This window comes from Ralstonia sp. AU12-08 (assembly GCF_000442475.1).
In the GTDB taxonomy this organism is placed as follows: domain Bacteria; phylum Pseudomonadota; class Gammaproteobacteria; order Burkholderiales; family Burkholderiaceae; genus Ralstonia; species Ralstonia insidiosa.
Genome location: NZ_ASZV01000003.1, coordinates 236,142 through 260,876 on the forward strand (window position 1 = coordinate 236,142; position 24,735 = coordinate 260,876).

The following is a 24,735-nucleotide window of genomic DNA, read 5'->3' on the forward strand; positions in this document are numbered from 1 at the left end:
ATAGAAAGCCGCGTGGCCCCGTGATAGACTCGCGCCCGTTGTCATTGGGGAGTAGCCATTCCGGGCGCAATGCTTGGAAGTCCACGTCAACAAACTTGAGGCGCTAAAGCCTCATGGTGTGGACAGCATCCGCTGCAAGCGGAATCGCCAGGCGAGACCTTTGGCCGCAACGTGCTCCCCAGGGCTGGGCGACGCGCGTTGCTGTGCCATTGGTTTATCTCGTCGCCTGGCCCCTCACATTTCATGCTTCTCACAATTGGCCTTTTCCTGATGTCAGCAGGCGCCATCTATCTGGCCTGCGAGTACTTCGTCAACGGCATTGAATGGTGCGGCAAGCGGTTGAACCTGGGCGCCACTGCGGTGGGCTCGGTGTTGGCCGCATTTGGCACCGCACTGCCGGAAAGCGCCGTCACGTTTGTGGCGGTCGCATTTGGCTCCACTCCCGAGAAAAAAGACCTCGGTGTCGGCGCGGCAATGGGCGGCCCGCTGGTTCTGGCGACCCTTGCCTACGCCGTGGTGGGACTGGCGTTGATCGCAAACCGGAAACGCCTTGGGCGACCCACGACAGAAGTCAAGGTCGACCACATGCGGATGAGCCGCGATCAGGCCGCCTTCCTCGGCGTCTTTGTCGTCAAGGTTGCCCTGGGGCTGGTCGCCTTTGCCTACAAGCCGTGGCTGGGTGTTCTCTTCCTTGCGGCATACGCCGTCTACGTTTGGCGAGAAATCAGGGATGGCGATACCGCACCTGAAGAAGAGGAACTGGAGCCCCTGTCGATCCGGCCCAATCAGGCAGAGCCCGCGCTCGGCTGGGCGGTACTGCAAGCCGTGCTTGCGCTCGTGGTGATTGGCGGCGCCTCCCATGTGTTTGTGTCGCAGTTGGAGTCGATCGGCACGGCGCTGCAATGGCCGCCCCACCTGGTTGCGCTGCTGCTGAGCCCTGTTGCCACCGAGTTGCCGGAAACGATGAACGCGTTGATCTGGGTTCGCCAAGGCAAGGAGCGCCTGGCCCTGGCCAACATCTCGGGCGCCATGATGATCCAGGCCACCATCCCGAGCGCACTGGGGATCTTCTTCACGCCCTGGCGCTTCGATGGGCCACTGCTCGCATCCGGCATCATCACTGCCGCAGCCATCCTGTATCTCTGGGCCATGTTCCGGCGGGGCATGGTGCACGGGCGCACGCTTGTCCTGGCCGGCAGCCTGTATGCGGTCTTTGCACTTGTGCTGGTTGTCCGGTTTTCCAACGGCTAGAAGCGAGAAGCAGCGCTGCTCCAGAAGCAAGGCCAGCCAGCTACCCAGGGTGGTCGATCTCCATCAGAATGCGCGTTTCAAATCGCGTGGATTGACCTCGCACTCTCGGAGACATCATGAAGGCTCCCGCTGGAACCGCCGGCTACGGCAGCCGTGCAACCGAGCTGGCTGCGCAGTATGAAAGCATCACGTTTGAGGCGGTTCATCGAGATGTCATCCACCTCTTTCCGCAGCATGACGCCGACGTGCTCGACATTGGTGCCGGCTCCGGCCGCGATGCTGCCGCACTGGCTGCACGCGGGCATCGCGTTGTCGCAGTCGAGCCGACGCCGGAACTACGCCAAGAAGGAAAGCGGCTTCACCCGCTACCCAATCTCGAATGGGTGGACGATCACTTGCCGATGCTGCACGTAATGCGCAGCAGCACGCGGCGCTTTGATCTCATTCTGCTCACCGCAGTCTGGATGCACCTTGACGAAGCGGAGCGGAAGGCTGCAATGTCTGCCGTGGCCGAATTGGTGCGCGCTGGTGGCGTTATCGTCATGTCGCTTCGGCACGGCCCGGTTCCGGAGGGGCGGCGCATGTTCGATGTTTCTGCAGACGAGACGATCGCTCTCGGCCAGCAAGCCGGCTTGCAAGAACATCACCACAGCACGCGCGAAGACATGCTGGGCCGGGGTGATGTGACGTGGAGTTTCCTCGCCCTGAAGCGAGAACCCTAAGCTGCCGCAGCCGGATGACGCTGCTCCAATCAAGGATGGCGTCTTCAAGCACGGCACGGCTGCGAATACCCTGTTGGACGTCTACACGGAGGCAAACCGATGGCACGCGTTCGAGTTGCAGGCTTCACCCTCTCGCTCGACGGATATGGAGCGGGTCCGAATCAAGGCATCAACAATCCGCTCGGCGATGGCGGGATCGAACTGCACCAATGGTTGATCCCGACGCGCACGTTCCAGCAGAACCTGTTCGGCAAGGACGGCGGTACGACCGGGGTAGACGATGATTTCGCCGCCCGTGGCTTTCAGAATGTGGGGGCCTGGATTCTCGGGCGCAACATGTTCGGCCCCATTCGCGGGGAATGGCCAGACATGAACTGGAAAGGCTGGTGGGGCGATAGCCCGCCGTATCACGTTCCGGTGTTCGTCCTGACCCATCATGCGCGACCCTCCATCGAGATGGAGGGCGGCACAACGTTCCACTTTGTCACAGGAGGCATTCGCGAGGCGCTCGACCGTGCACGCGAGGCCGCCGCCGGAAAGGACGTGCGGATCGGTGGTGGACCGAACACCATCCGGCAGTATCTTCGCGAAGGCCTCATTGACGAACTGCACATCGCGATCTCGCCCGTCCTGCTCGGTCGGGGGGAGCCGCTGTTCGAGGGGCTGGACTTGCGCGCGCTGGGATACGCGTGTGTTCAATCCGTCGCGTCAGAGAAGGCCACGCATGTCGTCCTGCAACGCCAGGGGCATGCGGACGCCGGCGCTTAAGGCCCCTCCGATCCGACCGCGCTTGGCCTATGCATGGATGGCCGAGCGCGCCGTTGGCAACAGCCGGTGTGTCTCGGTCGACCGGATCGGCCACTGCGCCAACTGCGGGGCAATCTCACGCGCCCACAGATTCGAACGGCCAAATGCCTCAAACCGTGCGAGGTCGGCAAACCGCCACCAATCCCCCAGCGGTCGTCGCTCGCGCTATCCAAGCCCGCCCATCTTCGGCGACTGAAAGCTCGTTTCACATTACGAAATTCGTCTGGAATTTCCCCGGCACTTCGTTTTCGTCCCGCGAAAACACTTTCCGCATTGCGGAAAACATAGCGTAACCCATTGAAAAATAACAATAAACAAAGTCTTATGTCTTATATAAGACCTTGTTGCGACGCATCAAGGCAGCACTACAATTTGGTCATGCGGTTCGCTTCGAGTTTCGACAAACGCGGCGACACACCCAGCCAGTTACTCAAACACGTTTTGCCCTTAGGAGAGACACATGGCCCAGTATCAAGACGACATCAAGGCAGTTGCCGAGTTGAAAGAGCAACATGGCAACGCATGGAATGCGATCAACCCGGAATACGCTGCCCGCATGCGCGCGCAGAACAAGTTCAAGACGGGTCTGGACATCGCCAAGTACACCGCCAAGATCATGCGCGCCGACATGGCTGCCTACGACGCTGATCCGGCCAAGTACACGCAATCGCTGGGTTGCTGGCACGGCTTCATCGGTCAGCAGAAGATGATCTCCATCAAGAAGCACTTCAACAGCACCGAGCGCCGCTATCTGTACCTGTCGGGCTGGATGGTCGCTGCGCTGCGCTCGGAGTTCGGCCCGCTGCCGGACCAGTCGATGCACGAAAAGACTTCGGTCAGCGCGCTGATCCGCGAGCTGTACACCTTCCTGCGCCAGGCAGATGCCCGTGAACTGGGCGGCCTGTTCCGCGAACTGGACGCTGCCAAGGACGCCGCCGCCAAGGCCGCCATCCAGCAGAAGATCGACAACCACGTCACCCACGTGGTGCCCATCATTGCCGACATCGACGCTGGTTTCGGCAACGCTGAAGCCACCTACCTGCTGGCCAAGCAGTTCATCGAAGCCGGTGCATGCTGCATCCAGATCGAGAACCAAGTGTCGGACGAGAAGCAGTGCGGTCACCAAGACGGCAAGGTCACCGTGCCGCACGAGGACTTCCTGGCCAAGATCCGCGCAATCCGCTACGCGTTCCTGGAACTGGGCGTGGACGACGGCATCATCGTGGCGCGTACCGACTCGCTGGGCGCCGGCCTGACCAAGCAGATCGCCGTGACGAACACGCCGGGCGACCTGGGCGACCAGTACAACTCGTTCCTCGACTGCGAAGAACTGTCGGCCGACCAACTGGGCAACGGTGACGTGGTCATCAAGCGCGACGGCAAGCTGCTGCGTCCGAAGCGTCTGCCGAGCAACCTGTTCCAGTTCCGCGCCGGTACGGGCGAAGCACGCTGCGTGCTGGACTGCATCACCTCGCTGCAGAACGGTGCTGACCTGCTGTGGATCGAAACCGAGAAGCCGCACATCGCGCAGATCGGCGGCATGGTGAAGGAAATCCGCAAGGTCATCCCGAACGCCAAGCTGGTGTACAACAACAGCCCGTCGTTCAACTGGACGCTGAACTTCCGTCAGCAGGTGTATGACGCGATGAAGGAAGCCGGCAAGGATGTGTCCGCCTACGAGCGCGGCGCGCTGATGAGCACGGAATACGACGACACCGAACTGGCAAAGCTGGCTGACGAGAAGATCCGCACGTTCCAGGCTGATGCATCGCGTGAAGCCGGTATCTTCCACCACCTGATCACGCTGCCGACGTACCACACCGCCGCGCTGTCGACCGACAACCTGGCCAAGGAATACTTCGGTGACCAAGGCATGCTGGGCTACGTGGCTGGCGTGCAGCGCAAGGAAATCCGCCAAGGCATCGCCTGCGTCAAGCACCAGAACATGTCGGGTTCGGACATCGGCGACGACCACAAGGAATACTTCAGCGGCGAAGCAGCGCTGAAGGCAGCCGGTAAGGACAACACCATGAATCAGTTCCACTGATACGGGTCTTGCCTCCAGCAAAACGCCAACCTTAGGGTTGGCGTTTTTTTTGGAGTGGCTCAGTGAAAAGACGCGCTGGCTGGGGCACCATGCTGGGTTGACTGCGGCATCGGGCACCCCCGCGTCGAACACGAAGATACGCTCTCACTCCCCCCACCCTCCATGCTTGGTTCTCTGGTTGATAGCCTGCTGACACGATTTTCGAAGTTACATCTCAAGCGCCAAGGCGGCGACGTTCTGCCGACCTTCCAAGTCAACACGCCAGTCGGGCCGATTCGCGCATACGACTCTGGGACCACGAAACCGTGCATCGTGTTTGTGCCGGACGGCCCCAATGTGATCGAACACTATGCGGTGTTGATTGGCTTGCTCGCGCAGCGCTTCCGGGTGGTGTGCTTCGACATGCCGGGCTTTGGATTTTCTTTTCCGCTGCCAACCTACACGCACTCTCTGGTGCAGGGCGCGAAAGCCGTGCTGGGCGTTCTGGACGCGCTGGGAATCAAGACGGCTGCGCTGGCATTCAGTTGCGCCAATGGTTTCTACGCCCTGCAAACCGCCCGCATGGCGCCGGAGCGCATTACGCATCTGGTGTTGTCTCAGACACCATCGCTGCCTGCGATGCACGCCTGGGCGCATCAGAACGTCCCTCGGCCGCTGCACGTTCCTGTCATCGGGCAGGTGGCGGCGTGGCTGTTCCGACAAAAGGCGGCGCATCGCTGGTATAGCCGTGCGCTACCTCGAACAACCGATGCACAACCTTTTCAGCAGACCGCACATCGCGCGCTTTCCGGCGGCGGGTGTTTCTGCCTGGCGGGTGTAGTCCAAGGGTTGATGCGTGAGAACGCAGCAGCGCAGCAAGCCGTCACGACGCCCTGCACCATCATCTGGGGGACGCAGGACCATTCGCACCGCGGCACCGATCCCGACTCGCTGCGTGCGTGCATACCGCATGCGGAGATGCTTCGCTTTGAAGACTGCGGTCACTTTCCGGATATTGAGCAGCCCGAGCGCTATGCCGCGATTTTGATTGAACGCATCGCTGGCAACGGCGCCATGTAAGCCCCAGCGCAACACGCCGCACCTCGCACACGTGTGACATGGCGAAAGCCGGCTCGGCATGCGCATAGGTTCAGTAGCAAATGCCCGTTGCAGTGGAGTTGGCGTTGATGGTGGGCGTCCTACTGCGCCCCTCTCCATAAACCCCAACTTGCCCGGCTCGCTGGCCGCCCGGTAAACTGCCCAGGCTCGCGCAAACAAGCGCAGCCGGGACTGCAATCCCGAATTCAAGTTCGCCCGTGAGTGCCGTTATGGCCCTTGCGCGCCGTCGTTCGCCTATATGGGCGGGCCCGGCAGGGAGGGCCTCACGGCCCTGCCGGTTGTTGGTGAACTTGATCGGTATTGCAGACCTTGCCGTGTGCCCGCCCACCCCCAACGGTGGGCGGCTCCCCTACTCAACCAGTAAGAGGGCAAGACGATGGCATTACTGATTCAAGCTGTTCCCTTCTCTTGCGGACGCTGCTCCGCGCATTTCCCCTCCCTGCCTTGTACTGATCGCACGCTCTTTGCGGAGGTGCGCAATGGCGCTTGAACGTAACCGCGACTATCTGCGAGGCGCGCTGGCAGCGCGTGAATTCTTGCGGCGGACGCAGGCGGGATTGAAGCTGCATCGGCAGTTTGAGCCGAGGGTGTTTCGGTGGGAGTTTCAGAGTTACGCCTGTGAGAAATCGGCGGAGTACCACGCGGGTTTTTTGGATGGGATTGGGGTGTATCTGCTCACCACGCTGGAGGGGGTGCTGGTGGAGTTGTATCGGTGGGAGTTGTTGGAGGCGTTGGAGCGGGGGCGGGGTAAATAAGAAGGTGTAGTTGCTTTCCCCGGGACGGGCGGGGAAAACTGGCGAGGAGAATGCCCCAGACGGTTACAGAAATAGGGAGTTACCACATGCTCACACCAATGATGGTTCAGTACCTTGTAGGGCTCTGCTGCCTCGGACGCGATCCAGAAGCGGTGGATGTCACTATCGGGGACATGGTCTTCGATGAAGCAGCAGAGAAGGAGCGAGATGTGGATGTGACGGTCACCATTGTCGACGAACATGGTGAAGTTACCGCATTTAAGGCTGCGGAGGTCAAGCACGAGGGAAAACCGGTAGACGTTGCGACAGTGGAACAACTCATCGCGAAACTAACGGATATGCCGAAAATCACGCACAAAGCGATCTTTTCCACAGCCGGCTATACAGATGGGGCTCGCACCAAAGCCAGGAAACGAGGCGTAAATCTGTATACGCTTCAGCCATGGGAAAATCCAATTGGTATCGATTTTCCCGATTTTTTAGGCGTCGGAACACCTAGCGAGTTCTTGTCTTGCTTCCGAAGTCATCTTCTCTATTGGCACCAATATAAATGTACCTATAGCTTACCTGCAACTTCGATACCGAACATATTAGATCTAGCAACCCGTACGGTAGACAGTAGCGGAAAGCCTCATCCCAGGTGGCCCACCTTAGGGGGCTATCAGAAGGATTTACTGCTTCGCTCCACAGGGATTCTATGCACGCAAGATGTAGCTCAGGCAGCATTGCAAGCATTCCCTCATGAATCAACTGACGAAGAAGCAGAATTCACAATGGGGCCAGAATGGCCCCATACTCATACGCTCGATATTGAGCGAGACGACGTTCATCTGGTGCTAAAAGATGGCAGCACCGTGTTGATCAATGAGGCAACAATTACTGGCCTTCTCCAATGGAGAAGAAGAACCATAAAGCCGAATTTCATGATTCTTAAAGATGCTTTCGACAATTCAGCATTCTCTGGAGCCGCTATAACTCACATCGGGACTGACGATGGCCGTATGTTCGCCTTGATATTCCCTGAAAAAGGACGTCAATTGTCAATACATCGATTCCAGATCCCTGATAAGCAACGAAATATGATCCGTAAACTCAGCATAAAAGACACATCTTATTTGGGTGGATATCGTGTATCGAGACGGCAAAGCTAATAGCGCCTGCAACATCGTGGCGGCCCAGTTGCCGATGTGCTGTTGTAAAGACAGTTGAGCTTTTCCCCCACACCACAAACTCCGTCCGACTCACCACATCTTTACGCCCCATAAACGACTACACCCGCCGTACCCCTGGTAGCTACGGCAGCTGCTCCGCACGCAGCCGACGGCGTTCTGCGCGGCTTTTCCGAAGACAGCGAAAGGCTCCGGCGTAACGCAATAGAGCGCCACGCCGATCGGCGCGGGTAGCTACATCGCGCACAGCTACCCCGCCTCACCACCCCTCCCAGGCAACGCAGCCCCCGCCCCCGGACAAGCCCGCGTCGCCTTCTCATCCAACACGCTGGGCTCCCCCAACAACGCAATCAACCCACAAGCCAACGTCCCCCGCCACTGCAGGTAATCGTGCCCACTGGCGAACTCGGCATGCCGCACTGGGTACCCCTTGGCCCGCAGCACATCACGCATGTGGCGCGTGGTGGTGAAAATATTGACCGCACCACGCCCATCCTCAAACTGCCCGGCCTCCAGATAAAAGCGCAGCGGCAGGCGCGGGCTGGTGGCGTAGGCGCGCATCATCCAGCCGGGCGTTTGCGGCGGGCGGTCTGGTGCGGAGTCGGGCGCCCACCAGAATGAGCCGGACTGGCTCAGCACCAGGCCAAAGCGTTCGGGGTGCTGCAGCCCGGCATACGCAGCTGCCAGCCCGCCGTAGCTCGACCCGGCCACCACGGTGCGCGCCGGCGGTGCCGAAAGCCCCTGTGCAGCAGCCCACGGCATCAGCTCGTCGGCCAGGAAGTCGGCAAAGGCGGGGTTGGGCGGCAGTTGCGTGGCGCGCGCCGCTGCGCTCGGGTTGGACAGGATCAGCGCGGCGGTGGGTGGAATGCGCCCTTCTGCGATGAGGTTGTCGAGCACCGTTGGGGTGGGCACCGTCGACAGGTAAGCGTGCGCGTCGAACAGCACCAGCAGCGCCTGCGGTGCGGCACCGGCCGGGCGGTAGACGTAGACATCGCGCGCTTCGCCCAGCCGTTGGCTGTTAAGGCGGTGCGCCGTTACGGTGCCGGCCGGTACGTCAGCGCGCCTTGCGAGCCACGGCTGGGGCGGTGCGCCGGGCAACTCCAGCACGGACTTCTGCTGATATGCATCGCCCTCGGTATCCGGAAAGCGCCGGGGGTTGAGCGGATCGCGCTGCAGCGTGGCCAGCAGCAGGCGCCGGCGCTGTGCGGCGGGGGCATCCGAGTCGGGCACGTTGGGGGCGAGTTGATAGCTCAGGCGCGTGCTGGCCGGTACGGCGTAGGTCTGGTACCAGACGTCGGTGTCGCCCAGGCGTTGCAGGGCGTCGTGGTTGCCGCTTGGGCTGCCGAGCAACGTGACGTTGCGCACCGGCCCCCGCCACAGGAAGGTCAGCAGCACCATGGGCGTGCCGTCTTGCGCGGCGGGCGCGGGTTCGACCAGCGGCGTGCCGGATTGGGCAACGTCGCGCCAGAAAGCATCGGTGCCGGTGCCGTGGCGCACAGCCTCTGCCAGTGCGCGAATGCGCGGGCTTTGCGGCAGTTCCGGCGCAGGTTGCTGCTGGGCCTGGGCGACGATGCGTTCAATGCGCAGCGCGTAGCGTGCGCCGGGCATCGGCACACCACCTGCCGCACCGGCCACGGCTGCGCCGTTCGGGTCGATGCGCAGCGTGTACACGCCATCAGCAGGCGCGACAAACAGGAAGCTGCGCGACAGCGACAGCGGGCTCAGCAGGCGGCGCACGTGCACGCTGCGGGCGTCGAGCAAGTCGAGCGCCGCAGCGGGGCCATCGAGCGTGCCCTGCACAAGATCACCCGCATGCAGCGTCACGCGGTAAGGCAACAACGTGCCGGGTTGCCAGGTTGCGTTGACTGACTGGCCGACAGCCACGTCAGCAACTGGCGCTACGGGTGAAGCGGCGACAGCCGTGCTAGCCGCCAGCGCCCAGGAGAGCAGAACGAGAGCGTGGCGCATCAGAAGTCGATCGTGGTGGTGAGCTTGAAGGTGCGGGGCGCGTTCTGCGTGACGTAGCCGTCGTTGAACGAGCCTGCCCAGTAGCTCTTGTTGAGCAGGTTTTCTACGTTGGCGAAGAAGCCGACGCGCTTGCCCATGATGCGGGTCAGGTAGCGCACGCCGGCGTCGTAGCGCGTCCAGCTGTCGATGCGCTGCGTGTTGGACGAATTGACGTATTGCGCGCCGGTGTAGGTGGCGCGGCCGGCAAGCGTCAGGCCCGGCACCCAGGGCACGTCCCACTCCGCGCCCAGGTTGCCCGACCAGGTAGGCGAGCCGAAGGCGGTGTTGCCGTCGTAGAGGCCGTTAGCGGTGTGCGTGAGTACCGAGCGCGTATAGGCCACGCCGCCCAGCAGGCGCACACCCGGTGTGACTTCGCCGGCGATGGTCCATTCGATGCCGCGGTTGCGGCGTTCACCATCAGGGCTGTAGAGGTTGGTGGCGTTGTCTTTAACCAGGCTCGGACGGCGGATCTGGAACACGCTGAGCGTTTGCGTCAGGCGGCCGTTCTCCCATTTGATGCCGGCCTCCATCTGCTTGGTCTTGTACGGCGCAAACACCTGCTGGTAGTTGCGCGCCGTGACGTCGGTCACGGTGTCGCCCTGGCTCAGGCCCTCGATGTAGTTGCCGTATAGCGAGAGGCCCGGCCCCCACGGCTTGACCACCAAACCCACCGAGGGCGTGATGGCACTTTGGTCGTAGTCGGCCGTCTGCGCGCCGGTGGCGGCGCTGAAGCTTTTGGCCTGCACGCGCTGGTGGCGCGCGCCTAGCGTCAGCAAGACAGCCTCCTGCGCAAACGCCATCGTATCGGCCACCGCCAGGCTGGTGAGCGTGGTGTCAGAGGTCTTGGGCGGCTCGCCGGGCTCGGGCGCGATGATGGCCTGCACCGGCGCGTAGATGTTGGAAATGAACGAGCGGCTGGCGTTGTTGACCGTGCCCGTGCGCAGGTCCAACTGGGTGTAGCCGACCACCAGCCGATGTTCGACGGGGCCGGTGCGCACGGTGCCGCGCACGCCGGCCTCGGCCGAGAGCGTGTCGGCAAACCCGCGCTGGTGATACGTCACGCCCGTGTAGTTGCCGTTGGGCTGGATGCCGTTGGCACGTGTGCCATTGATGAAGCCGGAGTAGCGATGGCTGAGCGTGCCGAGCCCGGCATAGGCGGTCCAGTCGGGCGCGAAGTCGACTTCGCCACGGGCCACGATGGCTTGGTTCTCGATACGACCGTGCACGCCGCGCAGGATGTTGGTGCCCGGCGCAGGCGGGCTCACGACATTGCGCGTGAACGAGGCCATCCAGGCGCTGCCGTTGCGGATCTCTTCGTCGCTCGCGTAGGCGTCGACCGAGGCGCGCACATGTTCACCGGCGTAGTCGAGGGCGATGGCGCCCAGCTCACGCCGCCTGCCCTGCCCGTCCAGGCCGGTGCGCCCATCGCCATAGGCGCCGTTGAAGCGTATGCCCACGGCCTTGTCGTCGCCAAAGCGCCGGCCCATGTCGACCGCGCCGGCCACGTAGCCGTCGGACTGGTAGTGGGTGGAAAACTGCATGACGGGCTTGGCCGTTGCGCGCTTGGGGATCAGGTTGATGGCACCACCCACAGCGCCGCTGGGCGACATGCCGGTCAGCAGCGCGGTGGGGCCGCGCAGCAGCTCCACGCGGTCGATGAACTCGGTGGGCGCATGGCCAAAAGGGGCCAGGCCGTACATGCCGTTGAACGCAAGGTCACTCGACGTAATGTCGAACCCGCGCACGGTGTAGTTCTCGTAGATGTGCCCGGTGGACGTGGTGTAGCGCACGGTCGGGTCATTGGCCAGCACGTCGGCAATGGTCTGCGCCTGTTGGTCCTGAATCGTGCGTGCGGTGTACGTGGTGCTGCTGTAGGGCGAATCGATGGCGTTGGTGTTGCCCAGCAAGCCGAGCTGCGCATCGCGCGCGATCTGGCCCCCCGGGTAGGTTGCCCCGCGCGCGGCAGAGACGGTGGCAATCGGCAGCGTTACCGTGGCAGACGACGTGCCCGTGGTCTCGACCGGCGTGGGTGCGGGTGCAGGCTGAATCGCGAATCCGCCCGGCACCGGTTGCGCGCGCAGGCCGGTGCCTTGCAGGAGCGCATCCAGACCATCGGCAGCACCGTACTGGCCCTGCAGGCCAGCGGTGCGGCGGCCCGCCAGGTCTGCCGCGTCATATGAGACCAGCACGCCAGCCTGCACACCAAAGCGCGTGAGCGCCGGTTGCAGCGCGCCTGCCGGAATGGCATACGACTGCCGCGCCGTTGCAGCAGCAGAGCCGGCCGGCGCCGCCTGTACACCCACATGCGGCGAGGCCGCCGCCAACAACGCGACAGCCTGACCAATAGCCAGCAGATGCCGGCGAAGACGCAAGGTGCTGGGTTGGCCGGCACCTTGCGTTGAAGCAGACAGCGGATAGCAGCCCATCTGTGATTTCCCCCTGATGATGTTGTGGTTGGGATTGATTGCTATTCCCGTAGGCCACTTGAGGCGCGCAAAGCCCTCACATCGGAGGCAAAAACTTTTCTATGGAGTGTGGGGTGGAGATAGCAGCGGGCACAGCTCAGTCGCTCGCCGAAACCATGACCCAGTAGCGGCTGAGCGTGCGGACCTGCACGGGCAGCACGTGTGGCAGGGCTTCCAGCACGCGCCCGGTATCGTCGATCGGGAACACACCTGAGACACGCAGCGCGGCCACGTCAGGCGCGCAGCGCACCCACCCAGGGCGATACCGCCCAAGCTCGGCGAGGAAGGTCGCCAGCGGCATCTCGTGCACGGCCAGCATGCCGCGCACCCACGCTGCATCGTCCATGTTGGTGTCGTCTTGCGCGTCGGATGCATCAATCGCCAGCCGGGTGAAACGCATGCGTTCTCCCGCGCGAACGACGCGCGCCACATCCGGCGCCGCTGCGGGGCGAATCTCCACCGCGCCTTCCTGCACGCCAACGCGCGTGCCGCCATCGGGCAAGCGGCGCACCGTGAACCGGGTGCCGATCGGGCGCAGCGTGCCGTCTTCGGTATCAACGTACAGCGGCCGACCCAGCGTGTCGCGGCCCGTGGTCACCTGAATGGCACCGGCACGCAGGATGATGCGGCGCGCTGCCGCGTCCAGGCGCACGTCGATTGCGCTGGCGGTATCAAGTTCGACGTGTGTGCCATCGGCCAGTTGGATGTGGCGGCGTTCGCCTGTGCCGGTTGCATAGGCACCGCCATCCGCGCCGGGTTTTGCGCAGCGCCAGGCAACGGCGCCACCCAACACCAGCGTGGCCGCCGCAACGCCAAGCACGTGGCGCCGCGCCGGATTGATCACGCGCCGGGGTTGCCGAAGCACGGCGCGCCCAAGATCAGCGGGCAGCGCCGCCAGCGATTGCCAGACGGTCTGCACGTGCTGCCACGCCCGCTCATGCTCGGGATGCTGTGCACGCCAATGCGTGCAGGCATCGTGGTCGTGCGCGGCGGCGTCGGGTGACATCAGCGTGATCATCCACTGCGATGCCTGCAGCGCAACGGCAGGATCGATCGGCGGATCAGGCTGTGTGGGGAAGGTGGTGCAAGACATCGGTGCCGGATGCGCTCAGCTAAGCCGGAAAGCAGCACTGGTGCAGCGCCTTGACCAGGTAGCGCTGCACGGTGGCAACGGACACCTCCAGTTGCGCGGCAATCTCGGCCTGCGGCACACCGTCGAGCTGGAACATCAGGAACGCGCTGCGTACGGCGGGTGGAACGGCCTGCAAACGGCGGTCGATCTCCACCAGGGTTTCCAGCACGATGGCGCGCGTCTCCAGATCCGGCACATGGGCCGCGGGCAGCGCAGCCAGCGCTTCTAGGTATGCCTGTTCGATCTGCCGCCGCCGGAAGAAGTTGGCCACCAGCCCATGCGCAACGGTGGCGAGGAAGGCGCGGGGCTCACGCGCGGCAATCTGCGCATCGCGTGCGAGCAATCGCGTGAAGGTGTCTTGCGCAAGGTCGGCCGCATCGGCGGCATTCCCCAGGCGCCGTCGCAGCCAGCCGTTCAGCCAACCGTGGTGGGCGATGTACAGCGACTGGATTTCATCGACGGGCGGTCGCTCGACGGCGGACATTGGCAAGCATGGCGGCGTAACAAAGCGCCATATTATTGCAAATGCGAATCATTATCAATAAAGGATCAACTTTATGGCCCCACGTTTCCACGCCGCGGCAGGAGCACTAGGTCGGCCGCTTCGTCAGCATCTTTCAGGAGCGTCTTGCGCGGCGTGCCTATCTGCGCACGCATTGTCAACCCACGAGCAAAATCCGTGACTTGCGTTGCGCGCGCGACTACGGGGAAGTCAGATGCGATTTCTCCCGCACTGATCCCGTCCCGGAAACGGCGCTCCACTAGCGCCGTGCCACCCGCAACGGCGTTCTGCAGAAACCGCTGAACCTCAGCGTCGTTCACAAGCGGCGCGACGCAAACCATAAGGCAGCCCCGGGCGGACCCTTTCTCAGTCGCACTCTCGACGGCGAACCTCAAAAAGCCTGCGATAGAGTCGCGAAGACTCTCTGGCGCGAGGAGCGCCTTCGCGGCTTTTGCGCCCTTCCGCTCCGCATACATCTTAAGGACGCGCAAGAATATCGCCCGCTTGTCGCCGAAGACGGCATACAGGCTCGGCCGTCCCACGCCCATCCCCGCGACAAGGTCGTCGATCGTGACGCCGTCATAGCCTTTCGACCAGAACACCTGAGTTGCCTTTTCCAGTGCATCTATCTCGTCGAAGCTGCGGGGCCGTCCACGCGGCGCAGGTGAATTCTGAACCATTTAGTTTCAAACTCCTTGACACCTGTTCTTGTACGAATATATAACTGAACAGTTCTAAATTAGCAAGCTGGCTCCAGCCTCACCGGACCATACGGTCCGGCTTTAACCCTCTACCACGGAGACGCCCTTGGAACATTCGATCGCTCTCGTAACCGGCACCACCTCCGGGCTCGGTCATGCTGCAGCCCGCCTTCTTGCTGGAGAGGGCTGGCGCGAGATCATCATCACCGGGCGCAGCCTGGCTCGAGTCCGGGAAACGGCCGCACTGCTTGCGGCGGAGACCAAAAGACAGATCTTCACGCCGCTCGAGCTGGACCTGGACACGCCCGCCAGCGTTCAGTCCGCCCTCGCCGCGCTTGTCGAGCTAGGTCGGCCGATCGATTTCCTGCTGCTCAATGCCGGGATGGTCCCGGGCAAGCAGCGGGTGATCACTGCGGCGGGCGTCGAGGCCTCTCAGGCCCCGCTCATCGGCCATCATCAATTGACGGTCGGATTGCTCCGCGCCAACCTGCTGAGCCCCAACGCAAGGATTGTTATCGCCAGCGCGGAACCTGCCCGAGGGGGCGTACCCATGTTCAAGTACACCGACGTGGACGCACTCGCTGCCAAATACCACGGAGGGGACCTGACCGCTGCTATGGAAGCCCTGCTGCGCAATGGGCCGAACGTGAGGTATGTGCCCAACAACGCGTATGCCGACGCGAAGCTCATCGTTGTTTGGTGGGCTGCGGCGCTGGCGCGTCGGCTGCCTTCGGACATGGCCGTATACGCTGTCTCGCCTGGTGCGGCGACCTCTACCAAGGTTTCGCGACAAGCTAGCCTGGCCGTGAAGTATCTGTTCATCCCGATCGCGAACCTCATTCCCGGCATGAATCAGACGCCGGAGACGGCGGCAGGCCGGTATATCCAGGCCTCGAAGTTCGGAACCGACGTCTCAGGGCAATTCTTCGCCTCGGCTGAAGGGAAGTTCTCGGGCCCAATTGAGGCGCAGCTCCAGCCACACCTACACGATGGCGCTTTTCAAGAAGCCGCGTGGCAGGCCGTCGTCAACGTCTCTGGCGTTAACCTGCCTGTCGTCGACTTGCATTAGGAGATCGGCCGTCCGCAAGATCTGGGCTTGGCTGACCGAGTGGTTTGAAGAAGGTTGTCTGACCGAAACGGGTCGGTAGCTGCCGTTGATCAACGGAGCGTCGGCTGTCCGCTTTCGGCCAGAACCTATCATTCAGCGAGCGGGGAAACCTGCCGTTTGAACGGCTGCAGTACTCCGGAAGCTGACGGACGAGCTACATGCACAATTCGGCCAAAGCCGACAGCGGCCGATCAGGAATACGCAGCCGTCCCAGGACGATTTCCCGACATTCGCGAATTGGTACAGGCCCAGCGTCCATTGCTGCAAAGAAATCCTTCACGATCTGAACATTCTCTACGATGCTCATCGAAGCTCTCTATTTGCCTTGCATCGGATCGTGTTCGATCTAATCGGATACCTAGTGGATCTGCCGATGAGAACATGGCGCCAGATGATCGGAGCACGGCTTACTGCCGTCCCCTCGCTTCAATCAAACTGTGCCTGCCCTTTATCCACGAGGCAGGATCGGATCGAAATTTGCGATCACGATACATCAGTCGAACTTCACCAGATCCTTAAAGATCAGTTGACCCCAGCGATTTCCGCGCGCGTGCACTAGCAGTCCACCTTCCGAAAGCCCGCCAAGTTTGATCGGCGAGAAACCGAGATTTTCCGCAAGCGCACCAATCTCCGCTGCGGCGCCGTCATCGTCGCTCGCCAGGAACACGACTCTCCTGCCACCATGTACGGCCGGATCCTGTTCAAGGACGGCAGCGCCCAAATGATTGAAACCCTTAACCAGTCTGCCGCCAGTGAAGGCCTGCGCGACGGCCCAGGAAGAAGGTTGTCCCCCCAGCTCCTCAGGAGGCACTCCGTAGGCATTGGTCACATCGACGATGATCTTGCCCGTCCAGGTGGGCAGCGCCTTCGCGACATCTCGGTGGGACTCGAAACGGACAGCCAAAAAGACGACGTCCGCCTTGACCGCTTCCGCCAGTTTTTTGGGAATGACCTCTGGTCCGATCGCGGCCGCAGCGGATGCAAAGCTTTCCGGATCACGAGTGGTTGCAACGGATACTTCAATGCCGCTTCGGGCAAACGCCTTGGCAAGCGCCTGGCCGATCTTGCCGAAGCCAATAATTGCGTAGCTCATACATTTCCCTTTGGTTTACCACGCCCTCCGGGCTCCGAATATCGAGTGGAGTGACCGGCCGGGCGTAGCGTGTCAGAGTTGCGCAAGGCCGCCGTCAACGGCAACCTCGCTGGCGGTCATGAAGCTGCTGTCCGGCGACGCGAGAAAGGCGGCCGCCGCTGCGATCTCTGCCGGATCGGCCATGCGCTGGAGCGGAGTCATCGAGGCGAAGACTTTCTGGCCTTCCTCGCCTAATGCTTCCTTCGCGAGTTCGGTGGCCGTCGCCCCGGGCGACAGCACGTTGACCCGGATGCCGGTGCCCTTCAGATCCTCCGCCCAGGTCCGAGCGAGGTTGCGCACTGCCGCCTTACTCGCGCTGTAGGCGCTCATTGCCGGGGCGCCCGTGGTGCCGGCGCTCGATCCGGTCAGGATGATCGAACCGCCTTTGCCCATCAGCGGCAGCGCCTTCTGGACCGTGAAGATCGTACCCTTCACATTGGTGTCGAAGGTTTCGTCAATGTGCTCGGCGGTGATCTTGCCGAGCGCAAGCTGGCTTCCCGCCCCGGCATTGGCGAAGACGATGTCGAGGGTTCCGCGCTCGGCCTTCACCGCCGCGTAGAGCCTGTCGAGGTCGTCCAGGTCCGAGACCGAGCCCTTGACCGCACGGGCATTGGGCCCGAGGTCGGCCACAGCGGCGTCGAGCACTTCCTGCCGCCGGCCGAAGATGAAGACGAAGGCGCCCTCCTCGATGAAGCGCTTTGCTGCGGCGCGGCCGATGCCGGTAGCGCCGCCGGTGATCACGGCGGTCTTTCCATTCAGTCTGTTCATGTCATGCATCCTTCGAAATAAAAGCGACAAACACGATTCTGATGGGCTTGATTCATGAAGTGAATTGACTAAATATCTATAAATTTCATCTATTCTTTAGATACCTATGCTCGATAACGTAACCATCAATCAACTTCGGGCCTTCGTTGCCGTGTGTGACCAAGGAAGCTTTTCCGGGGCTGCGCGGGAGCTGAGGCGTGCACAGTCGGCGGTCAGTCACGCGATCAGCGCGCTCGAGAGTGCCTTTGATGTGCTGCTGTTCGAGCGCAACGCGCGCAAAGCGACGCTTACGGCTGCGGGCCGCAGCCTCCTGCCTGATGCTCGTGGGGTGATCTCACGCACCGAGGAAATGAAGATGCGCGCGGTTGCGATTGCCGAAGCCGGGGTGCCACAGGTCTCGATTGCAGTGGATACCTATTTTCCGCGCGCGCACCTGATTGAATGCCTGCGCAGCGTGCAGTCGGACTTTCCTACCGTTGCAATCAATCTGCGCATGACGACCATGCAAGGAGGCGAGCGTCTGGTTCTCGAAGGCACGTGCGCATTGTCGGTGACGATCACCGACGTTCCGGAACTGAGCCCGGGCACCATAGAGAGGCTGCATTTGTGTGAAGCGCAAATGGTGACCGTCTGTGCGCCATCGCATCCGCTGGCCGCAACCAGGGGGCCGATCCCGCGAGAGGAATTTGGCCGGCACATCCAGCTCGTCGTAACCGACAATCAGCCCGATGCGGAAAAGACACAACACGGGGTCGCCGGTGAACGCCAGTGGCTGGTGAATGACCTCGGTGCGAAGCACGATTTGCTCAGGGGAGGCTTATGCTGGGGGCATATGCCGCGTCACGTGGTTGCGGAAGACCTCGCGAATGGAACACTTGTCGAACTCCAACGGCGCGCATGGCACATGCGCCCGCTCACGTTCATGATCTCGCAGCGGCGCGGGTACTCGTTTTCAGAATCCGAGACACGGCTGGTCGATCTCCTTGGCAATCGTCATCGCTTCTCAAAGAGTGCCAGCAAGCGCTCCGTCTCACGCAAAGGCAAAAAAACATGAAGGCCCGCCGCGCGTGAGCAACAGCCAGTACGGCCCGCTGTTCCTTGATGAGTGTCCGCAAAGTAGGTAATCAGAAGTCAGCCTTCTGGAGTCTTCAATGGCTGCAGCGGATCGCGAAGACTCATTCACTCTTGCCGAACGCCTTCAACTTGCCGACCGACTCGGTGCGGCGAGCGTCCGTTCCATTCCAGAAGCGGTCACGGCGGCAGCAGGTGTGCGAATGGCAGCTATGGGTCGAAAACAGTAAATCAAACCACCACCTCCGTCCGACTCACCACCTCCTTCAACCCCATAAACGACCTTACCTGCCGCACCCCCGGCAGATACAACAGCTGCTCCGCATGCAACCGCGTAAAGCTCTCTGAATCCCGCGTGCGGATCAGCAGGAAGTAGTCAAACTCCCCCGTCACCAGGTGGCACTCCATGCAGCCGGAGATGTTCTGCGCGGCCTTCTCAAAGGCAGCGAAGGACTCCGGCGTGGAGCGGTCGAGCACCACGCCGATCAGCACCACGGTGCCCGCCCCCATCGCCTGCGGATCGAGCAGCGCGACCGTCCCCCGGATCACCTTGGCGGCCTTGAGCCGCTCCACCCGCCGCAGGCATGCGGCCGGGCTCAGGTTCACACGTTTGGCCAACGCGACATTGCTGATGGAGGCGTCTTTCTGCAGGGCGCGGAGGATCGCTTTGTCTGTTCGATCCAGCTCGGGCGGCGGCGCGGTTGGTTTTGGCACTGCCTTGGCTCTTCCACGCAATTTTGTTGCCATAAATAGTAGTCATGCACAATTTCAGATACCAGCGTACCTGATTCTGCGTGCCATGATGCGTCAACTGGCCAATCTTCACAACCCTGTTTCGTGCGTTGTTCCCTAGCATGGAGGTACCCGATTCCCTCTCCCTTCACCCATCTGAACCGGAGCAACGCACATGAACCTGCAACGCTTTCCCCGTCACCCGCTCACCTTTGGGCCGACACCCATTCAAGCGTTGCCGCGCCTGTCTGCCCAGTTGGGCGGCAAGGTGGAGATCTACGCCAAGCGGGAGGACTGCAACAGCGGCCTGGCCTTTGGCGGCAACAAGACACGCAAGCTGGAGTACCTGATTCCAGAGGCGCTGGCGCAGGGCTGCGACACGCTGGTCACCATTGGCGGCATCCAGTCGAACCACACGCGGCAGGTGGCGGCGGTGGCGGCGCATCTGGGCATGCGCTGCGTGACGGTGCAGGAGAACTGGGTGAACTGGTTTGACGGCGCGTATGACCGCGTGGGCAACATCCAGATGTCACGCATCATGGGCGCGGATGTGCGGCTGGTGGATGCGGGCTTCGGCATCGAGTTCAAGGCGAGCTGGGAGCAGGCGCTGGAAGACGTGCGCCGCGCGGGCGGCAAGCCGTATGCGATTCCCGCCGGTGCGTCAGACCACCCGTTGGGCGGCCTGGGCTTTGTGGGCTTTGCGGAGGAAGTGCGCGAGCAGGAGAAGGCGCTCGGCTTCACCTTCGACTACATCATCGTGTGCTCGGTCACGGGCAGCACGCAGGCGGGCATGGTGGTGGGCTTTGCGGCGGATGGGCGTGCCGACCGCGTGATCGGCATTGATGCTTCCGCCAAGCCGGAGCAGACGCGTGAGCAGATCCTGCGCATTGCGCGCCAAACCGCCGACAAGGTGGACCTAGGCCGCGACATTACCGAGACCGATGTGGTGCTCGACACCCGTTACGCGTATCCGGAATACGGCGTGCCATCACAAGAGACGCTCGACGCCATCCGCCTGTGCGCCCGCGCCGAGGGCATGTTGACGGACCCGGTGTATGAGGGCAAATCAATGCAGGGCATGATCGATCTGATCCGCCGGGGTGACATTCCGGCGGGCTCACGCGTGCTGTATGCGCACCTGGGCGGCGTGCCCGCGCTGAACGGTTACAGCTTCCTGTTCCGTAACGGTTGACCTGCACGCACACAACTGCCGGGGTGGAGTGACGTCGATCAGGTTCACTCCGGAATGTCGGGCACGCGCAGCTGCTCGACCTCCGGCAGATCAAACCCAAAGTGGTCGGCAAGCAGCGTGCGCAACGCGGTGCGGTTGGCCAACTCGATCTTGTGCGATGTGCCCGCGCGCACGATCGTGACGTTGCGGTTCAAGACGGAGACGCGGCCGTCTTTGGTCAGCGCACGCAGCAAGATCTGATTGCGGAACGGTGATGCCGGATACGTTGCCGTGAAGTGGTTCCCCATTTCAAAATCGGCCGGCCCTTCCTCTTCCAACGTCGACACCCAAGCATCCACGGGCGGTTTGTCGCCCACTTGCGCGCGCAGGCTCCAGCGGTTTGCGTCGCGCACCATCCAATGGGTTTCCCTGTCGATCGTGGCCGGCGTGCCCTCCTTCAGCGGCACCGGCACGCGCGGCGCCAATGCACCAAACCCGGCGTCGACCACAAACGTGCCCTCTTCCAGCGGCACGGTCAGAAACATGTGCGTGCGGGCCATCTCCGTGCGGGGTCTCGATACCGTCACCCGCGCCAACTGGCGGACCGGCTGAAAACCGAGTTGCTCCAAGACCGCAGCAAGCAGCGTCGAATGCTCAAAGCAGTAGCCGCCACGGCGTGCACGCACGAGCTTGTTCTGGATGCTGTCGAGGTCGATACGGATGCCGCGCCCGAGCAGCACATCCAGGTTCTCAAATGGGATGTGCAGCATGTGGGCGCGCAGCAGCCCGGCCAACGTGTCGTAGCTTGGGCGAACATCGCCGCCCCATTGGATGCGGTTGAGATACGCGTCCAGATCGATGGAAGGTGTCACGTCCAACGTCCTTGCGAAATGACCGAAGCCACGACTATGCACGACCTTGCGAGCGGCGGCGGAATTGCTGTTCCGTCACCGTGCTGCCCCACTGCGACCCGTCTTCTTCCTGCGTGAGCACAAAGCCGAACGACTCATACAGGTGGCGCGCCGCATCCAAGCCCTTGAAGGTGTTCAGATAGGTTTCGTCGAAATGCGCATCGGCAAAGCGCATGGCGCGCGACATGAGTTCGCGCCCAACGCCAGTGCCGCGCAACGCATCATCGACGATGAACCACCGCAGGTGCGCGGCGCGGTAGTGCGGGTTGCCGTCCATCGCCAGCGAGGCCAGGCAGCGGCCGTTCTCCACGCATAGCCACAGCGCCTTGTTGTCATCAGGCAGCGCGGCCGCAAACGTAGCCAGCTCCGTTGCCACCCGGCGCTCGAAAAACACGCCAAACCCCCAGTGCTGCGCATAGAACCGGCCGTGCAGGCTGGCAATGTCGCCAATGCAACCGGGGACGTAGCCTTGCACGATCTGGATGCCGCCGCCGGTGCCACTTCCGGTGCCGGCTTGCTGCGGCTTGTGATCGTTGTCATCCGCCAGCGCACTGACGTATTGCGACAGCGACGCGAGCAGCCGCTGTTGGTCCAACGGGGCGAGGTGGCGCAGCGCGTTCGATACCTGGCCAGACGCATAGGCGTCGATCTTGCGGCGCAACTGCTGGCCGGCGCGGGTCAGGTAAAGCTCGGAAGATCGGCCGTCGCCATCACACGCACGGCGCTCGACCAGCCCGTCGGATTCCAGCCGAGTGACCTGGCGGCTGGTGCTGGATTTGTCCAGCCGCAAGCGTTCGGCCAGATCGCGCGCCTGGATGCCGGGCGCGCCGGCAATCTCCAGGATGGCGTGCACGGCGGAGGGCGGTAGATCACTCTGCGCCAGCGTGCTGCGCATAAAACCGAGTTCACGCACCAGCCTGCGCGACACCTCGCGCAACTCGCTGATGGTTTGCTCGCGGGGCTTGGCGGGCGCTTCGATGAAATCCATGACAGCCTCGATTGGTTGCGCTGAACAACCAATATAGTTGCATGGAACAACTTCTTCAAGCCGCCCGCTTCTGCCCTGCGCTACGCGTGGTCTTCAGGCAAATGCTGCGCCGGTGCCATTCCCCATGCGGAACACCGATACCGCGCGCCGCAAGGTCGTTGCCTGCTCTTCGAGCGACTGCGCTGCCGCTGCCGCCTGCTCCACCAGCGCGGCGTTCTGCTGCGTGACTTCGTCCATCTGCACGACGGCCTGGTTGACTTGTTCGATGCCCCGGCTTTGCTCGGCAGACGCCGCGGCAATCTCGGTCACGATCTCCGACACGCGGCGGATGGCCTCCTTCACTTCGGCCATGGTCTCGCCCACTTCGGCAGCCTGTTGTGAGCCCGCCTGCACCACGGCAACGGAGGCGCCAATCAGGCCCTTGATCTCCTTGGCAGCCGAGGCCGAGCGTTGTGCGAGCGTGCGCACCTCGCTGGCGACCACGGCAAAGCCTCGGCCCTGCTCGCCGGCCCGTGCGGCTTCCACGGCGGCGTTGAGCGCCAGGATGTTGGTCTGGAAGGCGATGCCCTCGATCAACCCGGTGATCTCGGAAATCTTGCCCGAACTGGTGCTGATCTGGTCGATCGTGCCGACCATCGCCTGCACGGCCACGTTGCCGGCCTGTGCGATGGTGCTGGCGTTGGAGGCCAGCGCATCGGCCTGGGCGGCGTTCTCTGCGTTCTGCTTCACGGTCTCGGTCAACTGGGTCATGCTCGACGCGGTTTCTTCCAGCGATGCGGCCTGCTGTTCCGTGCGTGAGGACAAGTCGATATTGCCGGCGGCAATCTCCTTGGACGCCACCGTCACCGATTCGGCCGAAACCTTGATGCCGCGCACCGTTTCGGTCAGTTGCTCATCCATCTTGCGCAACGCGACCAGCAGTTCGCCAAACTCGCCCTGCGTGTCGACAACGATGCCGTTCTCCAGCTTGCCACCGGCAATGTCGTTGGCCACGTTGACGGCGCGGCTGAGCGGGCGCGAGATCGCCCGCAGCAAGTACCAGCACATGCCCACACCCACTGCAAACCCTGCGCACACCAGCACGATGGCCCAGACAAGAATCCGGTGGTACGTGGCATCGCTATCGGCCGCAAAATCCTTGGCCTGCGCCACGTTGATGGCGATGTCTTGCTCGATCAGGTCGCCCATTTCTATGTTTGCAGCGGATTGGCGGTCGGTGATCTGGACCACCGCGTCAGCGTGACCCGCTTGCAGCGCGCTCACCGCGTCGTTCACGTTCGCATTGAACTGCGGCAGCGCCTCATTGAACTTGTTCGCAATGCGACGCTCTTCCTCGCTGGTGATGCTGGCGGGGAAGTATTTCTTCCAGCTGCTGTTGATCTTGTCCATGTCCTTACGGAGCGCTTCAACAAACGCTCGCACTTGGGCCGGATCGTCCTTGACCAACTGCGCACGACGTAACTGCAGACGTGCATCGAGCTGCGCCGCGCGCAACTCCCCCAACTGCACAATCGGCAGCGTGTTGCCGGTGTAGGCGTCGGCCATATTGCTGTTGAGCCGAATCAAGCCCATGACACCAAACACGCCCGTGGCGAGCAGCAATGCCAAGCAAAGACCGAAGGCCGCCAAAAGTTTGAACCGTACCGAATGCACCATTGAGCCCATGTTTTCCCCCGACCGTTGCCCAGTGATAAATATTCCGCATGTGAGACATGCCTAAAGCGCATATCGGCGCGCGACTGGTCCGCTGAAGAGGATTTTTGCGTTTCTCTGGGTGCAAAGGCACCTCACACAGACAATGCTTGGATGTGGTGCATTGGAACCGGCGGGCGCGCCACAATAACGCACCCACATGCTCCAATTTGGAGCGTTGGTACGGTGCTAATGCGATGCATCAGCCTGGCGATACCGTTGCATGCTGGGCGTGCCCGATAACAGCCGGGGCAGCGGCATCGTTGGCCGGTTTGGCAGCCTGCCGTGCCGAGCGATTACCGCCCAACGGCGGCACAGCCGCCCCACGCTGGCTACGTCCCGGCACGCGCTGCATGAGGCAGAACACACCCACCGCACTGCCGCTGATGCGTCCCACCCCACCGGTCAGCATCGTGCAGCCCACACAACGCCCCAGGCTGTCGCCCACAAAAATCGCAGAACCATATCGAAAAAGCTTCGTTCCCCCGGCAACGCTGGCTTTTTAG

Annotated in this window: 23 protein-coding genes and 1 riboswitch; of the genes, 10 read left to right on the top strand and 13 right to left on the bottom strand. The window is 62.4% G+C overall.

What is annotated here, in order from left to right:
- Nucleotides 1–34 precede the first annotated feature (34 nt).
- Nucleotides 35–177: riboswitch (yybP-ykoY riboswitch) on the top strand.
- A gap of 66 nt (nucleotides 178–243) precedes the next feature.
- The 7 genes from C404_RS32150 (at nucleotide 244) to C404_RS59830 (ending at nucleotide 7,831) form a co-directional block, all read left to right on the top strand.
- Nucleotides 244–1,251, top strand: a complete 1,008-nt coding sequence (locus C404_RS32150) for a sodium:calcium antiporter (RefSeq protein ID WP_031328733.1) — start codon at nucleotides 244–246, stop codon at nucleotides 1,249–1,251.
- 116 nt (nucleotides 1,252–1,367) lie between these two features.
- Nucleotides 1,368–1,973 carry a class I SAM-dependent methyltransferase gene (locus C404_RS32155; RefSeq protein WP_021192790.1) on the top strand — a complete coding sequence of 202 codons (606 nt, stop codon included), beginning with the start codon at nucleotides 1,368–1,370 and terminating at the stop codon, nucleotides 1,971–1,973.
- Between the two features lie 99 nt (nucleotides 1,974–2,072).
- Nucleotides 2,073–2,741 carry a dihydrofolate reductase family protein gene (locus tag C404_RS32160; protein WP_021192791.1) on the top strand — a complete coding sequence of 223 codons (669 nt, stop codon included), beginning with the start codon at nucleotides 2,073–2,075 and terminating at the stop codon, nucleotides 2,739–2,741.
- 499 nt (nucleotides 2,742–3,240) lie between these two features.
- Nucleotides 3,241–4,827, top strand: a complete 1,587-nt coding sequence (locus tag C404_RS32165) for an isocitrate lyase (protein ID WP_021192792.1) — start codon at nucleotides 3,241–3,243, stop codon at nucleotides 4,825–4,827.
- Nucleotides 4,828–4,989: 162 nt separating this feature from the next.
- A complete protein-coding gene (locus C404_RS32170; protein ID WP_021192793.1) occupies nucleotides 4,990–5,886 on the top strand; it encodes an alpha/beta fold hydrolase in 897 nt (298 codons plus the stop codon).
- A 518-nt stretch (nucleotides 5,887–6,404) separates the two neighbouring features.
- Nucleotides 6,405–6,680, top strand: a complete 276-nt coding sequence (locus C404_RS32175) for a hypothetical protein (RefSeq protein WP_021192794.1) — start codon at nucleotides 6,405–6,407, stop codon at nucleotides 6,678–6,680.
- Between the two features lie 86 nt (nucleotides 6,681–6,766).
- Nucleotides 6,767–7,831 carry a restriction endonuclease gene (locus C404_RS59830; RefSeq protein WP_160170163.1) on the top strand — a complete coding sequence of 355 codons (1,065 nt, stop codon included), beginning with the start codon at nucleotides 6,767–6,769 and terminating at the stop codon, nucleotides 7,829–7,831.
- Nucleotides 7,832–8,098: 267 nt separating this feature from the next.
- On the opposite strand, the gene fes is transcribed toward C404_RS59830, so the two are convergent.
- From fes to C404_RS32200, 5 genes are all read right to left on the bottom strand, one after another.
- Nucleotides 8,099–9,817, bottom strand: coding sequence for an enterochelin esterase (gene fes, locus C404_RS32180; RefSeq protein WP_081659332.1), 1,719 nt, complete (start codon nucleotides 9,815–9,817; stop codon nucleotides 8,099–8,101).
- Nucleotides 9,817–12,282: a TonB-dependent receptor gene (locus C404_RS32185; RefSeq protein WP_021192796.1), complete on the bottom strand. Its 2,466-nt coding sequence runs from the start codon at nucleotides 12,280–12,282 to the stop codon at nucleotides 9,817–9,819. Before C404_RS32185 ends, fes begins: the two co-directional genes overlap by 1 nt.
- A 136-nt stretch (nucleotides 12,283–12,418) precedes the next feature.
- A complete protein-coding gene (locus C404_RS32190; RefSeq protein WP_021192797.1) occupies nucleotides 12,419–13,414 on the bottom strand; it encodes a FecR domain-containing protein in 996 nt (331 codons plus the stop codon).
- 19 nt (nucleotides 13,415–13,433) lie between these two features.
- Entirely contained in the window at nucleotides 13,434–13,937 is a 504-nt protein-coding gene (locus C404_RS32195; RefSeq protein ID WP_021192798.1) for a sigma-70 family RNA polymerase sigma factor, read from the bottom strand.
- 71 nt (nucleotides 13,938–14,008) lie between these two features.
- Nucleotides 14,009–14,635, bottom strand: coding sequence for a TetR/AcrR family transcriptional regulator (locus C404_RS32200; RefSeq protein WP_021192799.1), 627 nt, complete (start codon nucleotides 14,633–14,635; stop codon nucleotides 14,009–14,011).
- Between the two features lie 127 nt (nucleotides 14,636–14,762).
- Here C404_RS32200 and C404_RS32205 point away from each other — a divergent pair, with 127 nt between their 5' ends.
- On the top strand, nucleotides 14,763–15,725 hold the full coding sequence (locus C404_RS32205) for an SDR family NAD(P)-dependent oxidoreductase (RefSeq protein WP_021192800.1): 963 nt from the start codon (nucleotides 14,763–14,765) through the stop codon (nucleotides 15,723–15,725).
- A 193-nt stretch (nucleotides 15,726–15,918) separates the two neighbouring features.
- Here the strand turns inward: C404_RS32205 and C404_RS60235 are convergent, their stop codons facing one another.
- From C404_RS60235 to C404_RS32215, 3 genes are all read right to left on the bottom strand, one after another.
- Nucleotides 15,919–16,071, bottom strand: coding sequence for a hypothetical protein (locus tag C404_RS60235; RefSeq protein WP_156667259.1), 153 nt, complete (start codon nucleotides 16,069–16,071; stop codon nucleotides 15,919–15,921).
- Nucleotides 16,072–16,257: 186 nt separating this feature from the next.
- Nucleotides 16,258–16,857, bottom strand: coding sequence for an NADPH-dependent F420 reductase (locus C404_RS32210; RefSeq protein WP_021192801.1), 600 nt, complete (start codon nucleotides 16,855–16,857; stop codon nucleotides 16,258–16,260).
- A 72-nt stretch (nucleotides 16,858–16,929) separates the two neighbouring features.
- Nucleotides 16,930–17,664 (bottom strand): SDR family NAD(P)-dependent oxidoreductase, encoded by a 735-nt coding sequence (locus tag C404_RS32215; protein ID WP_031328735.1) that lies wholly within the window; start codon nucleotides 17,662–17,664, stop codon nucleotides 16,930–16,932.
- Nucleotides 17,665–17,770: 106 nt separating this feature from the next.
- On the opposite strand from C404_RS32215, the gene C404_RS32220 reads away from it, so the two are divergent.
- Nucleotides 17,771–18,718, top strand: coding sequence for a LysR family transcriptional regulator (locus tag C404_RS32220; RefSeq protein WP_021192803.1), 948 nt, complete (start codon nucleotides 17,771–17,773; stop codon nucleotides 18,716–18,718).
- A gap of 248 nt (nucleotides 18,719–18,966) precedes the next feature.
- On the opposite strand, the gene C404_RS32225 is transcribed toward C404_RS32220, so the two are convergent.
- The gene (locus C404_RS32225) at nucleotides 18,967–19,482 is read right to left on the bottom strand and encodes an Lrp/AsnC family transcriptional regulator (RefSeq protein WP_037010820.1); all 516 of its coding nucleotides are present in this window, start codon (nucleotides 19,480–19,482) and stop codon (nucleotides 18,967–18,969) included.
- A gap of 160 nt (nucleotides 19,483–19,642) precedes the next feature.
- Here C404_RS32225 and C404_RS32230 point away from each other — a divergent pair, with 160 nt between their 5' ends.
- Nucleotides 19,643–20,659: a 1-aminocyclopropane-1-carboxylate deaminase gene (locus C404_RS32230; protein WP_021192805.1), complete on the top strand. Its 1,017-nt coding sequence runs from the start codon at nucleotides 19,643–19,645 to the stop codon at nucleotides 20,657–20,659.
- A 44-nt stretch (nucleotides 20,660–20,703) separates the two neighbouring features.
- On the opposite strand, the gene C404_RS32235 is transcribed toward C404_RS32230, so the two are convergent.
- The 4 genes from C404_RS32235 to C404_RS59835 all read right to left on the bottom strand — a co-directional run bounded on the left by C404_RS32235 (nucleotide 20,704) and on the right by C404_RS59835 (nucleotide 24,677).
- Complete coding sequence (locus C404_RS32235; RefSeq protein WP_152524388.1) at nucleotides 20,704–21,510, bottom strand: arylamine N-acetyltransferase family protein; 807 nt, start codon at nucleotides 21,508–21,510, stop codon at nucleotides 20,704–20,706.
- Nucleotides 21,511–21,544: 34 nt separating this feature from the next.
- Entirely contained in the window at nucleotides 21,545–22,537 is a 993-nt protein-coding gene (locus C404_RS32240) for a bifunctional helix-turn-helix transcriptional regulator/GNAT family N-acetyltransferase (RefSeq protein ID WP_021192807.1), read from the bottom strand.
- A 93-nt stretch (nucleotides 22,538–22,630) separates the two neighbouring features.
- Nucleotides 22,631–24,202, bottom strand: a complete 1,572-nt coding sequence (locus C404_RS32245; protein ID WP_031328736.1) for a methyl-accepting chemotaxis protein — start codon at nucleotides 24,200–24,202, stop codon at nucleotides 22,631–22,633.
- A 229-nt stretch (nucleotides 24,203–24,431) separates the two neighbouring features.
- Nucleotides 24,432–24,677: a hypothetical protein gene (locus C404_RS59835; RefSeq protein WP_049285480.1), complete on the bottom strand. Its 246-nt coding sequence runs from the start codon at nucleotides 24,675–24,677 to the stop codon at nucleotides 24,432–24,434.
- Nucleotides 24,678–24,735 lie beyond the last annotated feature (58 nt).

Bases quoted from the DNA above. Each gene is read 5' to 3' on its own strand.
- C404_RS32195 (WP_021192798.1), bottom strand. From the start codon at position 13,937: ATGTCCGCCGTCGAGCGACCGCCCGTCGATGAAATCCAGTCGCTGTAC.
- C404_RS32240 (WP_021192807.1), bottom strand. From the start codon at position 22,537: ATGGATTTCATCGAAGCGCCCGCCAAGCCCCGCGAGCAAACCATCAGC.
- C404_RS32245 (WP_031328736.1), bottom strand. From the start codon at position 24,202: ATGGGCTCAATGGTGCATTCGGTACGGTTCAAACTTTTGGCGGCCTTC.
- C404_RS32225 (WP_037010820.1), bottom strand. From the start codon at position 19,482: ATGGCAACAAAATTGCGTGGAAGAGCCAAGGCAGTGCCAAAACCAACC.
- C404_RS32175 (WP_021192794.1), top strand. From the start codon at position 6,405: ATGGCGCTTGAACGTAACCGCGACTATCTGCGAGGCGCGCTGGCAGCG.
- C404_RS32190 (WP_021192797.1), bottom strand. From the start codon at position 13,414: ATGTCTTGCACCACCTTCCCCACACAGCCTGATCCGCCGATCGATCCT.
- C404_RS32160 (WP_021192791.1), top strand. From the start codon at position 2,073: ATGGCACGCGTTCGAGTTGCAGGCTTCACCCTCTCGCTCGACGGATAT.
- C404_RS32220 (WP_021192803.1), top strand. From the start codon at position 17,771: ATGCTCGATAACGTAACCATCAATCAACTTCGGGCCTTCGTTGCCGTG.
- C404_RS32185 (WP_021192796.1), bottom strand. From the start codon at position 12,282: ATGGGCTGCTATCCGCTGTCTGCTTCAACGCAAGGTGCCGGCCAACCC.
- C404_RS32230 (WP_021192805.1), top strand. From the start codon at position 19,643: ATGAACCTGCAACGCTTTCCCCGTCACCCGCTCACCTTTGGGCCGACA.
- C404_RS32155 (WP_021192790.1), top strand. From the start codon at position 1,368: ATGAAGGCTCCCGCTGGAACCGCCGGCTACGGCAGCCGTGCAACCGAG.
- C404_RS32200 (WP_021192799.1), bottom strand. From the start codon at position 14,635: ATGGTTCAGAATTCACCTGCGCCGCGTGGACGGCCCCGCAGCTTCGAC.
- C404_RS32170 (WP_021192793.1), top strand. From the start codon at position 4,990: ATGCTTGGTTCTCTGGTTGATAGCCTGCTGACACGATTTTCGAAGTTA.
- C404_RS32215 (WP_031328735.1), bottom strand. From the start codon at position 17,664: ATGAACAGACTGAATGGAAAGACCGCCGTGATCACCGGCGGCGCTACC.
- C404_RS60235 (WP_156667259.1), bottom strand. From the start codon at position 16,071: ATGAGCATCGTAGAGAATGTTCAGATCGTGAAGGATTTCTTTGCAGCA.
- C404_RS32210 (WP_021192801.1), bottom strand. From the start codon at position 16,857: ATGAGCTACGCAATTATTGGCTTCGGCAAGATCGGCCAGGCGCTTGCC.
- C404_RS32150 (WP_031328733.1), top strand. From the start codon at position 244: ATGCTTCTCACAATTGGCCTTTTCCTGATGTCAGCAGGCGCCATCTAT.
- C404_RS59830 (WP_160170163.1), top strand. From the start codon at position 6,767: ATGCTCACACCAATGATGGTTCAGTACCTTGTAGGGCTCTGCTGCCTC.
- fes (WP_081659332.1), bottom strand. From the start codon at position 9,817: ATGCGCCACGCTCTCGTTCTGCTCTCCTGGGCGCTGGCGGCTAGCACG.
- C404_RS32165 (WP_021192792.1), top strand. From the start codon at position 3,241: ATGGCCCAGTATCAAGACGACATCAAGGCAGTTGCCGAGTTGAAAGAG.